The sequence below is a fragment of the Prevotella lacticifex genome (genome assembly GCF_019973375.1).
Lineage (GTDB): Bacteria > Bacteroidota > Bacteroidia > Bacteroidales > Bacteroidaceae > Prevotella > Prevotella lacticifex.
The window spans coordinates 1,528,254-1,540,460 of record NZ_BPTV01000001.1 but is presented as its reverse complement, the minus strand read 5'-3'; the positions used below and the strand labels follow the sequence as shown (position 1 = coordinate 1,540,460).

11 protein-coding genes are annotated in these 12,207 nt (G+C 47.4%); 6 read left to right on the top strand and 5 right to left on the bottom strand.

Annotated elements, in window-relative coordinates:
- The first annotated feature begins 111 nt into the window (after nucleotides 1–111).
- Nucleotides 112–540: a hypothetical protein gene (locus tag LDN30_RS06075; RefSeq protein ID WP_373316501.1), complete on the top strand. Its 429-nt coding sequence runs from the start codon at nucleotides 112–114 to the stop codon at nucleotides 538–540.
- Nucleotides 541–850: 310 nt separating this feature from the next.
- Here the strand turns inward: LDN30_RS06075 and LDN30_RS06070 are convergent, their stop codons facing one another.
- Nucleotides 851–1,297, bottom strand: a complete 447-nt coding sequence (locus LDN30_RS06070; protein ID WP_223929001.1) for a hypothetical protein — start codon at nucleotides 1,295–1,297, stop codon at nucleotides 851–853.
- Between the two features lie 81 nt (nucleotides 1,298–1,378).
- On the opposite strand from LDN30_RS06070, the gene LDN30_RS06065 reads away from it, so the two are divergent.
- The 5 genes from LDN30_RS06065 to LDN30_RS06045 all read left to right on the top strand — a co-directional run bounded on the left by LDN30_RS06065 (nucleotide 1,379) and on the right by LDN30_RS06045 (nucleotide 7,284).
- Nucleotides 1,379–2,188 (top strand): SGNH/GDSL hydrolase family protein, encoded by an 810-nt coding sequence (locus LDN30_RS06065; RefSeq protein ID WP_223929000.1) that lies wholly within the window; start codon nucleotides 1,379–1,381, stop codon nucleotides 2,186–2,188.
- A gap of 148 nt (nucleotides 2,189–2,336) precedes the next feature.
- Complete coding sequence (locus LDN30_RS06060; RefSeq protein WP_223928999.1) at nucleotides 2,337–3,818, top strand: TolC family protein; 1,482 nt, start codon at nucleotides 2,337–2,339, stop codon at nucleotides 3,816–3,818.
- Between the two features lie 62 nt (nucleotides 3,819–3,880).
- Nucleotides 3,881–4,864, top strand: a complete 984-nt coding sequence (locus LDN30_RS06055) for an HlyD family secretion protein (protein ID WP_223928998.1) — start codon at nucleotides 3,881–3,883, stop codon at nucleotides 4,862–4,864.
- Nucleotides 4,864–6,033 carry an ABC transporter permease gene (locus LDN30_RS06050; protein WP_373316535.1) on the top strand — a complete coding sequence of 390 codons (1,170 nt, stop codon included), beginning with the start codon at nucleotides 4,864–4,866 and terminating at the stop codon, nucleotides 6,031–6,033. Before LDN30_RS06055 ends, LDN30_RS06050 begins: the two co-directional genes overlap by 1 nt.
- 3 nt (nucleotides 6,034–6,036) lie before the next feature.
- A complete protein-coding gene (locus LDN30_RS06045) occupies nucleotides 6,037–7,284 on the top strand; it encodes an ABC transporter permease (protein ID WP_223925871.1) in 1,248 nt (415 codons plus the stop codon).
- A 9-nt stretch (nucleotides 7,285–7,293) separates the two neighbouring features.
- Here LDN30_RS06045 and LDN30_RS06040 read toward each other — a convergent pair whose 3' ends face one another.
- From LDN30_RS06040 to trpB, 4 genes are all read right to left on the bottom strand, one after another.
- On the bottom strand, nucleotides 7,294–8,400 hold the full coding sequence (locus tag LDN30_RS06040; protein WP_223925870.1) for an Mrp/NBP35 family ATP-binding protein: 1,107 nt from the start codon (nucleotides 8,398–8,400) through the stop codon (nucleotides 7,294–7,296).
- A gap of 647 nt (nucleotides 8,401–9,047) precedes the next feature.
- Entirely contained in the window at nucleotides 9,048–9,611 is a 564-nt protein-coding gene (locus tag LDN30_RS06035; RefSeq protein WP_223925869.1) for an anthranilate synthase component II, read from the bottom strand.
- Nucleotides 9,608–11,017: an anthranilate synthase component I family protein gene (locus tag LDN30_RS06030; protein WP_223925868.1), complete on the bottom strand. Its 1,410-nt coding sequence runs from the start codon at nucleotides 11,015–11,017 to the stop codon at nucleotides 9,608–9,610. Before LDN30_RS06030 ends, LDN30_RS06035 begins: the two co-directional genes overlap by 4 nt.
- Complete coding sequence (gene trpB, locus LDN30_RS06025; protein WP_306421506.1) at nucleotides 11,004–12,206, bottom strand: tryptophan synthase subunit beta; 1,203 nt, start codon at nucleotides 12,204–12,206, stop codon at nucleotides 11,004–11,006. The genes LDN30_RS06030 and trpB overlap by 14 nt, the downstream gene beginning before the upstream one ends.
- Between the last annotated feature and the right edge of the window lies 1 nt (nucleotide 12,207).

Sequence of the window (12,207 nt, the reverse complement as noted above, 5' to 3'; positions counted from 1 at the left end):
GTGCAAAGTTAACATAAATTTTGTAAAAACCAAACATCAACCCGTTAATTTTGTCTTTATGGCTAAAATAAATTGAGCTAAATTGCTACCTTTGCCCTAAAAAAGACCGATATGAGAACAAAACTATTTCTTATAACCATTCTTGGAATGCTCTGTCTGACTGCCAATGCTGCCGTCAAGGACTCCACAACTTTCAAGGGGAGAATCGACAACGATGAATATCAGGTATACATCGTCATGGATTTCTACAAGAAGAATATCGTCTGCCCGCGCCAGGAGGTCTTCGGTGAGAATCCGGGATACTTCGGAGCTAAGCGCGATACGAGGAAATGGATTATCGAGGATGCTGACGTGAACAAGAATACGGCCAAACTCGTGATTATAAACGACTACGGCAGCGAGGACCTCGATGCAAAGTTAACCTACAACGGCGACGGCACCTACACGCTCGAGAGGCTGTCGGGGAGTGTCATAAAAATCGTCGTCAATCGCGAATGGGTAAAAATTCCTAAGAAGTTGGTATTCAAGCGGAAAGAGTAATAGGCTAAAGTAATCATTCATATACGGCCGACGACTTACTCAGATGACGTTTGTCACGACTTCGAAGAGTTACTACGGAGAACCGTAAACTCAGGAGTAATAATCAGAAAAATATTTACACGAAAACAATATGTATCATTTGGCCTTGCGAAACGGGCCGTTTGGCGTTCTAAAACGGGCCGTTTGAGGCTCCCAAAAGGGCCGTTTTAGAACGCCAAATGATATGTATTTCAAACTCACTGAGTATCAACACTTTGCAAAGACGGCAAAAAGCTATGTAAGATTTGAATAATCTTTACATGCAGAAAGCTCAACCTTTCCGTCCGCACTGGAATATTTTACGGGTGTAGTAGAAGTCGATGATACACACAACGAGTATCGCTGCATAAATAATTGCTATCTTCATGGGAACGTACTGAGCCACAGCCGCATCGACATATAGCAGCACCAGCATCACCAACATATTCGTCCAGGCTATCACAAGGTCGATATACGGACGGGCCTGGAGTTCGTTCTTCACTCTGAAAGGGAGGTTAACGGCATGATGGCGCTCGCTGACAACCATGAGGATATACACCAATAAGCTCAAGCCCGCAAGCACAAGGATGAGCCAAGTCTGGCCGTAGGCGGTCATCTGCCCCACAGAGCTCCAATGAGCCGGGATGGCAATCTTGTCGGTGAAGAAATAAAAGACACACGAGACAACAATATTTGCCAATACAAACAGAAAAGCAAGGATATCAAGTAGTTTTTTCATTACATTTTCATTTTATTTGATGCAAAGATAATCAAAATCCGAAAAAATTAGTATCTTTGCACCAAATAATTTTAGAAAAATATGAAACAAAAACTTAGTCTTGCACTCATTCTGCTCCTTATTTGCCTTCAGGCCACTCCTCAAGAGCTCCTCCGTCATCCTTGGCAGGGCCGCCGCGTAGCCTATTTTGGAGATTCCATCACCGATCCGAGGAATAAAGCATCGAAGAAGAAATACTGGAGTTTCCTGCAGGACTGGCTCGGCATAACACCGTATGTATATGCCATCAGCGGCCGACAGTGGAACGACATTCCCCGGCAGGCCGACAAACTGCAAGCTGAGCATGGCGACGACTTCGACGCGATACTGATTTTCATCGGCACTAACGATTATAACGCAGGGGTGCCAGTAGGACAATGGTACACCGAGAGCGACGAACAGGTGGTCGCGGCTGTACATGGGCCTAAGGCTACCGTGACAAGAAAGAAGCGCACACTGATATACTCCGACAGCACTTACTGCGGGAGGATAAACAAAGCCATGGCTTTGCTGAAGAAACGGTGGCCATCGAAGCAGATTGTTCTGCTCACACCGATACACCGGGGCTACTTCTACGGCAACGAAAAGAACATTCAGCCGTCGGAAGAATATCAGAACTGCATCGGCGAATACTTCCAGACCTATGTCGATAAAGTGAAGGAAGCCGGCAACATCTGGGCCGTTCCGGTACTCGATGTCAACTCGACAAGCGGACTGTATCCACTCTTCGACGAGTCGGCAATAAACTATCACACTCTCGAAACCGACCGCCTGCACCCCAACGACAAGGGTCACGAGCGTCTCGCAAGAACGCTGGAATACCAGCTGCTGACTCTTCCGTGTGCGCTGTAAAATTTGACATTACGACAACAACAGTGTCGTAAACGTCAGATAATAGCCGATAATTAAGAAATATAAAGGATTGCACAACTGCAATATCTTGTACGTTATGCAGAAAAGTTATACCTTTGCAACGATAATAATAGAAACGACAAAACTGATGAGAAGAACATTTGCCCTTGCCGTGGCTTTCATGGCAATCATCCAGGTACAGGCCCAGCGCACTCTTTCGCTCCAGGAATGTCGCAACATGGCATTGGATAACAATAAGCAGATACAGATTTCGAAACTGCAGACCGCCGTTGCGCACAATATTCATCAAGCAGCCAAAACTAAATATCTGCCTCACGTCGACGGTGTGGGCGGCTATCAGCATTTCACAAAGGAAATATCCCTGCTCAACAACAGCCAGAAATCGACCCTTAGCAGTTTGGGAACGGCAGCCACGGGAAGTCTGACAGGACAGATGGCCGACATCATTACCAACCTTGTCGGACAGGGACTGCTGTCGCAGGAGGCTGCCGCGAGACTCGGACAGCAGATAAGCGGTATGGCATCACCGATAGCCACTGCCGGTAATAATATAGGTAAGGACGTCATTGATGCTTTCCACACCAACACACGTAATGTGTACACAGGAAGCATCGTCGTCACCCAACCGATATATATGGGAGGAGCCATCACTGCGGCCAACCGCATGGCACAGATCGGCGAGGACCTCGCTGCCAACGATGTGGAAGCGCGCCGGCAGAACGTTCTGTACACTGTCGACAATGCTTATTGGCTGGTGGTGTCATTGCGCAATAAACAGAAAACGGCAAAAGAGTTTCTCAGCCTTGTCAAGAAACTCGACGACGATGTGGCAAAGATGGTCAAAGCCGGTGTGGCTACAAAAGCCGACAAACTCAGAGTGGATGTCAGCGTCAACACAACGGAAATGACTATCAGCCAGCTAAGTAGCGGAATAAGCGTGGCAAAGATGGCTCTATGCGAGCTCTGTGGACTGCCCCTGAAGAGCGACATTACACTCGTAGACGAGGGCGACCGCGGAATAACGACAAGTTACGACAACATCGAAACCACCGACACAGCCTACTTGGCACGCCCGGAGCTGAGAATGATCCGCAATACCATTGACCTGAGCAAGCAGGCGACGAAGCTTGTGCGTTCAATATATATGCCGCATGTGGCACTGACAGGTGGATTCACCGAGATGAACCCCAACCTCTTCAATGGTTTCCGGAACAGATTCTCGGGTGTTTGGAACGTTGGAGTGGTTCTGCAAGTGCCGATATGGAACTGGGGAGAAGGGAAATACAAGGTCAGAGCATCGAAAGAAGTGACAAAAATCACTGAGCTTCAGCTGGCCGATGCCCGTGATAAGATTCACCTTCAGGTGGAACAGTCGCTGTTTCAGGTTCACGACGCTGAGACAAGACTGGCTACGGCTCGCAAGAATATGGCCAGTGCCGAAGAAAATCTTCGCTGTGCCAACATCGGATTCAAGGAAGGCGTGATGACCGTCACCGACGTTATGAACGCTCAGACGGCATGGCAGACAGCAGAGGGGCAGAAGACCGACGCTGAAATTGCAGTAAAAATTGCGCAAGCCGCTTACCAAAAGGCAATTGGAAGATATTGACATGACGAGGCGACCGGACAAAACATAGGAAAAAAGAATAACTCTCCAATATTATTATCATTATGAGTGCTAAAACTCAACACAACAACATACTCCTGGCAGTAGCAGGTTTCACCATGGTAGTGGCCATTGTGGGCATTATAGGTTATTTCACCCTCGACCGTCCACAGGAGACGATACAAGGAGAAATGGAAGCCGACGAATATCGGGTTTCAAGCAAACTGCCATCTCGTGTCGTCAAAATTTTCGTCAAGGAGGGCGACTACGTCCATGTGGGCGATACACTGGCCATCCTGGAGAGTCCCGAGGTCAGTGCTCAGGAGAAGGTTGCAGAAGCTGCGGCAGGAGCAACCGATGCCATAAGCGACCTTACCGAGGCACCTACACGCAGGGAAGCCGTTGAGTCGGCTTATCAAGTGTATCAGCAGGCCATAGCTGCCGCCGACATAGCCCAGAAAACCTATCTGCGTACAGAACGGCTCTATACCGAGGGAGTGACCACGGCGCAGCGCCGCGACGAGGCAAAAGCTTCGTACGATGCTGCCCAGGCAGCTGTCAAAACGACAAAAGCCCAATGGGAACTGGCAAAGAGTGGAGCTCGAGAGGAGGAAAAAAGAGCAGCGAAAAAGAACGCCGAAGCCGCAAGACAAGCTGTCGACGTGGTCTCGTCGCTGGTGAAAGAGAACGTGCAGATAGCCACACAGGAAGGTGAGGTCAGCGAAATCTATCCGAAAGTGGGAGAACTCGTAGGTATGGGCTCGCCGATAATGACAATATCTATCGTCAATGACATGTGGGGAACGTTCAATATTCGGGAGGACCAACTGAAAGGAAAGAAAATCGGCGACGTATTCACAGCTTTCATCCCTGCACTGAACATGGACGTAAAAGTAAAGATTTATTATATCAAGGACGAGGGAACATACGCCGTATGGAAAGCAACAAAGACCGCAGGGCAGTATGACCTGAAGACGTTTGAGGTGAAAGTGAGACCGTTGGAGCACGTCGACGGACTGCGCCCGGGAATGTCGTTGATTGTAAAATAATCTTTGTGATAAGAAAAATATTCTATATTGCAAGACGGGAATGCGGTATATTGGCACATAACCCAATATACTTATTCTGTATGATAGGCGGTCCTTTAATCGTGATTCTGTTTTTTACGTCGCTGATGGACAATGGACAGCCCACCGATATGCCATGTGGTATCGTCGACCTCGACAACACCTCGACGACAAGGGCAATGACGAGAAAACTCGATGCCTTCGAGATGACGAAGGTAACAGCCTATTACAACAGCGTCGACGAAGCCCGGGAGGCCATCCAGCGGGGCGATATTTATGCGTTTCTATACTTCCCCAAAGGAACGACCGATAAGATTCTCGCTAACCGTCAGCCCACAATATCGTTTTACTATAACGGTGTTGTGATGCTTGCGGGAAATATGATGTATAAGGATCTTACCACTGTGACCACATTGGGATCGGCGGCGGTAGGTGCGGCTAAATTGTCGGCTCTCGGAAAAACACCCGTGGAGATAAAAGCCTTTCTGCAGCCGGTGTCGGTAAACCTGCACATGATTGGCAATCCATGGGCAAACTATAATGTCTATCTGAGCACAATAATGATTCCGGGAATACTGTTTCTATTTTACTTCCTTATTACAGCCTACAGCATTGGAACGGAACTGAAATTCAACCGCGCCCATGAGTGGATGAGAATGGCCGACAACAACATCTTTGTAGCCATTGCCGGCAAGACAATTCCACAGTTTATGGTGTTCTTCACCGTATTTATGTGTTTCTCATGGTACATATATGGCTATCTGGGATTCCCGCATCCAGGTGGCATCGGGAAGATAGTGCTCCTTGCATTGCTCACAGTATTAGCAGCACAGGGATTCGGAATTTTTGCCTTCGGGCTCATGCCGAGTCTGCGAATGTCAATGAGTATATGCTCCTTGTGGGGAGTTGTGGGATTCTCCGCGGCCGGAGCCACCTACCCTGTATTCGCTATGGACTCGATGATTGAAGCCATCGCCCAGCTCATTCCGCTCCGACATTATTATATGATATACCAAATATGCATCTTCAACGGTTATCCGCTGTCGGATGCATGGCCCAACATTGCCGCATTGATAATCTTCGCTGCACTGCCACTGCTAACGCTGTGGAATGTCAAGAAGGCAATGCTTAATTACGTTTATATCCCCTAAGCCATGAGAAACGAAAAAGGATTATTCGCGCAGATAGCACAAGGCATAAGCGATATGTGCTATATATGGTGGTTGGAAATGAAGAACACCATCAAGGATGAGGGTGTGCTGATATTCTTCATCCTCGTTCCCCTCGGCTATCCCCTACTCTATTCTTGGATTTACAACAACGAAGTGGTGAGGGATGTGCCGGTGGCAATAGTGGACATGAGCCACAGTCAGGAAAGCCGGAAATTTATACGCGAGTTTGATGCCTCACCCGACACTCACGCAGCCTACTATTGTAACAACCTGGAGGATGCCAAGAATCTTGTGGGAAAGCAGGCTGTGCATGGCGTTTTGTACTTTCCGTCCGATTTTCAGAAGCAGATTGCACGCGGAGGACAGGCAAAAGTTGATGTCTATTGCGACATGAGCCTGATGCTTACTTACAAGGCTATATTCCAATCTGCACAGGCTATAGCCTTGAATATGAGTTCCGAAATTCAAAAACCGAAGTCGGGAGGATTCACGAATAGAGACGATGAGCTCAACACGGAGCCTATCCATATAGAGAGAATCCAGATGTTCAATTCCACTGGCGGCTACGGCAATGCGCTGTTACCGGGTGTGCTGATTCTCATTCTCCAGCAGACGCTATTATTGGGAATAGGACTCGCGGCTGGAACTGCACGCGAAAACAACAGATACAAGGACCTTGTGCCGATAAGCAAGCACTACAATGGTATCTTCAGAATAGTACTCGGAAAGTCGATGTGCTACTTCATGATTTACTGTGTTATGGCTGCTTATATCACCCTCTGTGTGCCGAGGTTCTTCCATTTCACATCCTTGGTACATGCGTCGAGCCTTGTTTGCCTCATGATACCCTATCTTCTGTCATGCATTTTCTTCGGTATGACGATATCATGTGTCGTCAGATACCGTGAGAATGTACTGCTGTTGGTGGTATTTACGTCGGTTCCATTCCTCTTTATGTCGGGAATCTCATGGCCGGCAAGCAATATCCCTGCTTTCTGGAAGGCCGTTGGGAGCCTCATTCCATCAACATTCGGAATCAAAGGATTCCTGAAAATCAGCAGCATGGGAGCCACAATACAAGACATGGCGGAAGAATACAAGGCACTGTGGATTCAGACCGTATGCTATTTCTTCACTGCTTGCATGGTTTACAGGGCACAAATAATAGCAGCCCGGAAACACGCTATAGAGCGGCTCGAGCTGCTGAAGAAGAAATTCGGCGCGGAATAATCTTGCCGGTTAATGACTGTTGTTCACCTGAACGATTTTCGTCTTGCCGTGTTCTTTATTCCGTCTGTTCACAACGGTAACAACTGATTGAGCAAGACTGATGAAAGCCTGACCCGTTATGGAGTCGGGATTAGTGGCGGCAGGTGCTCCGTTGTCGCCACTCTCGCAGATACTCTGCACAATAGGAATCTGCGCAAGCAATGGAACGCCCATCTTCTTGGCAAGATTCTTACAGCCGTCCTTTCCAAAGATATAATACTTGTTGTTAGGAAGTTCCGCCGGAGTAAAGTAAGCCATATTCTCTATCAAGCCGAGAACCGGCACATTGACCTTGTCGTTGGTATACATATCAATACCTTTCACAGCATCTGCAAGAGCCACTTTCTGCGGAGTGCTCACGATAACAGCCCCAGTGATGGAAATAGTCTGGAGTAGTGTAAGGTGGATATCGCTTGTCCCAGGAGGCGTATCGAGGATAAAATAGTCCAAATCGCCCCAGTCAGCATCGCCGATAAGCTGTTTTAGGGCAGCAGTCGCCATACCACCGCGCCACAGAGTGGCCACATCAGGATTGACGAAGAAACCGATACTCAGGAGTTTAACTCCATATTTCTCGATTGGTTCGATAAGCTGACGGTCTTCTTTCTCCACTGCGCAAGGGCGGGCATCCTCTACTCCGAACATCTTTGGCATCGAAGGACCGAAAATATCGGTATCGAGCAGTCCTACTTTGTATCCAAGTTTTGCAAGGGCAATGGCGAGATTGGCTGATACTGTCGACTTACCGACACCGCCCTTTCCAGAACTTACAGCAATAATATTCTTCACCCCGGGAAGAAGATTGCCCACTTCTGGGCGTGGAGCACTCTTGAATTCAGGGGTGATAGTCACTTCCACGTCCTTCGAAACGGAATAATGAATCTGAGCCTCAGCCGCCTTTAGAGTCGACTTAAGGAACGGATCGGTGTCGCGGGGAAAGATAATAGAGAAACTAACCTTCATTCCGTCAATACGAATATTATCGGCCAGCATTCCGCTTTCAACGATATTCTTCTTCGTACCGGGATAAATCACCTGCCGTAGGGCATCGGTGATAAGTTTTGGATATAATGTCATACTTGATTTCCGCTTTTTAAAGAAATTCATAAATATTATTTTGATTGCTGTGCAAAGATAATATAATCCCGTGGAACGACAAAGAGAAAAACCAATTACTTGACAAATATCAAGCCACTTGACATTAGGCAACAAAAGAATGCTTAAAGACATTAACACGGGGAAAAGCTTGTTAACGCCAAAGAATGGCTGTACTTTTGCAGCGTAAAAACATTAGTACGGAGGTAAAAAGATGGAAATATTTGAGATTGCAGCTATTGCAACGATTGCATTCGGTGTCATAACAACACTGGGTCTATTTATAGGAACAAAGTAGAAAGCAAGAAGTTTGAGAGATTATAGTTAGAGAGAAAGTATAGAAACAGGTTAACTTGAAAGCCCTCCACTCCAGAAGAGTGAGGGGCTTTTTCTTTGTTGCAAGCTGAAACATGCATCCCGCTAAGCTCAATTTATGGAAAGCTATCCTCATAAATGGCTATCAATAAAGGCTCAACTTGCATTTTATATGTTCAGGAAAGATACTATTGATACATAAGCTATGACATACTGATAGTGCAATCCATGGCTTACCGATTCGTTAACCGGCACACCATGGACTATCAGGAAGTGCGTAATAAAGCTATAAACCGTACGCCTCGCCTTTAAAATCAAAGGTTCAGCCAGTTGCGCATAATGGTCTTTCCCTCAGGAGTCAACACGCTCTCAGGATGGAACTGTATTCCCCTGATATCAAAGTCTTTATGCCGCAAGCCCATAATTTCCCCATCATCACTCTCAGCCGTTATCTCAAGACAATCGGGAAAACCATCTTTTGACACCACCCACGAATGATAACGCCCCACGACAATACGTCGTGGAAGTCCATTGAATATCGGATCGTTGCCCAGAAGCTTTATCGGTGTAGCTACACCATGAAAGACTTGTGAGAGATTATCGAGCTTTGCGCCGAAAACTTCGCCTATAGCCTGATGCCCAAGACACACGCCGAGCATTGGCTTTCGTCCGGCATACGTTTTTATGACATCAAGAAGGAGCCCTGCCTCAGAAGGGATTCCTGGACCGGGACTAAGGATTATCTTGTCGTACGGCTCCAGTTCACTCAGTTGAAACTGGTCGTTGCGCTTAACATCGACGTCAGCACCAAGTTCCTTTACAAGGTGAACGAGATTGTACGTAAACGAATCGTAATTGTCGATTACAACTAACTTCATATCTTTTCCGCTATTTTTATTGCCTTAACGAGGGCACCAAGCTTGTTATTGCTCTCCTCCAATTCGTACTCGTCGTTGCTCTTTGCCACGACACCTGAGCCTGCCTGGAACCACAACTCACCGTTTCGGCTGATGAAAGTCCTTATAACAATTGCCTGATTGAGGTCGCCATTAAGTCCGATGAATCCGATGCAGCCACCATAGGCACCGCGATTATGAGGCTCCAACTCTGAAATTATCTGCATGGCACGTACTTTCGGAGCCCCAGAGAGGGTACCGGCAGGGAACGTATCGATAAATTCCTTAATATGGTCAGCGCCTTCGTTGAGCTCACCACTGACCCTACTGACGAGGTGAATGACATGACTGTAGAACTGCATATCCTTGTAGAAGTCGACCTTTACGTTGTGACAATTGCGGCTCAGGTCGTTTCTTGCAAGATCAACGAGCATGACATGCTCTGCATTTTCTTTTGGATCATTACGCAAGAATTCTGCGTTCTTTTTGTCTTGTTCAGGGTTTCCAGTCCGTTTCGTGGTACCAGCAATCGGGTCTATGAACGCTTTGTTGCCCACGATACGATTGTGAGTCTCAGGACTGGAGCCGAAAATGCGGAATCCCCCAAAGTCGAAATAGAACAGATAAGGACTCGGATTAATCGACCTAAGAGCTCTATAAAGCTTGAAATCATCGCCCTCATACTTCTGCACAAATCGCCGCGAGATGACAATCTGAAAGACATCGCCACGCAAACAATGCTTCACGCACCGCCGGATATTGGCTTTATGCTCCTCATCGGTAAGGGTCGATGTAGCCTCACCAACGGGATGGAAGTCATAAGGTTTCACATTAGTGCGCAGAGACGCCTTCTGGAGAGCAGCAAGATCGTCGTCGGAGCCAAGGGTAATATATTCCATCACATTATTAAAATGGTCGAAGACGATGATGTCCTTATACATTATATATAATATATCGGGTGCATCATTTTTCTGCATCGTAGTGTCCTTGACGGGAATATCCTCGAAATAGCGCACTGCATTAAACGAAGTATAGCCATACACACCGTAGAATTCGGAGCCTTGCCCTTCCACCTTGAATTTGCTGAGAAATTCGTTAAGTGCTGCTGCCACAACCTCCTTGGCATTTCCTTTGACCGAAGAATCAATTTTCTTGCTTTCGGTAGAACCATCCGGATAGACCGATTTAACCTCTCCATGCGATACGGCAATATGAGCAATGGGATGTATTCCTATGAAACTTCGGGAGTTGTCAGTGCCATGATAGTCAGAACTTTCCATGAGCATACTCTGAGGATAGAGGTCGCGCAGGGTCATATAGATTCCCACCGGCGTATACAAATCGGCGAGAATCTTTCTCGATTTCGTTGTATAGTTAAAAGTTCCCATATTCCTTAGCCATATTCTTGTTTTTCAGATAAGTCTCAACATCCTTGTCGCCTCGGCCGCTGACCGTCAGCACTACGACGTCCTCAGGCTTGAACGTCAGCTTTTTCAGAGCCGCAACAGCATGCGCACTCTCAATAGCAGGGACGATACCTTCCATTCGTGTCAGCTCATATCCTGCATAGATGGCCTCATCATCGTTGACGGCGAGCACAGTCTCACGGCCTTTTTCATGCAGATCGGCATGCATAGGACCTATGCCCGGATAGTCGAGACCAGCCGAAATGGTGAATGCTTCCTTTATCTGACCGTCGTCTGTCTGCATGACCAGTGACCTTGCACCATGGATAATGCCCTCCGTTCCGCAGTGGATGGTGGCAGCGGTGAAATCGGTGTCGATGCCATGTCCGCCGGCCTCAGCGAGCACAATCTTCACTCTGTCGTCGTCAATATAGTGATATATTGTTCCGGCAGCGTTGGAACCGCCTCCTACACAGGCGATTAGATAATCTGGGTAGTCGCGTCCTATCTTCTCTTTCAGCTGCCATTTAATCTCTTTCGATATGACGCTCTGCATCTTAGCCACGATATCAGGATAAGGATGCGGTCCCATTGTCGAGCCAACCATATAATATGTGTCGCGCGGATGGCAGCACCAGTCGCGTATAGCCTCCGAGCAAGCGTCGCTGAGCGTCATATTTCCCGTTGTCACAGGGTGGACTTTGGCTCCCAACATACGCATACGCTCAACATTGGTATGCTGGCGCTCCACGTCCGTCTTACCCATAAAAATCTCACACTCGATGTTCATCAGTGCACAGACCGTGGCTGTCGCCACACCATGTTGTCCTGCCCCGGTCTCGGCAATGATTCGGGTCTTGCCCATACGCTTGGCTAAGAGCACCTGACCAATGCAGTTATTAATCTTATGAGCACCCGTATGATTGAGGTCCTCCCGTTTCAGATAAAGCTGACAACCATACTTCTCGCTCATGCGCTTAGCATAATAGAGCGGTGACGGACGCCCAACATAATCTTTAAGCAGCGACTCGTACTCATCCTGAAAGTCCTTACTCTCAATGATAGGCTTATAAGCCTCCTGCAAGTCGTGGACCACCTTATATAATATTTCCGGCACATAAGCGCCGCCATAATGTCCGAAGAAACCTTTCTCGTCTACTGTATATTTCATA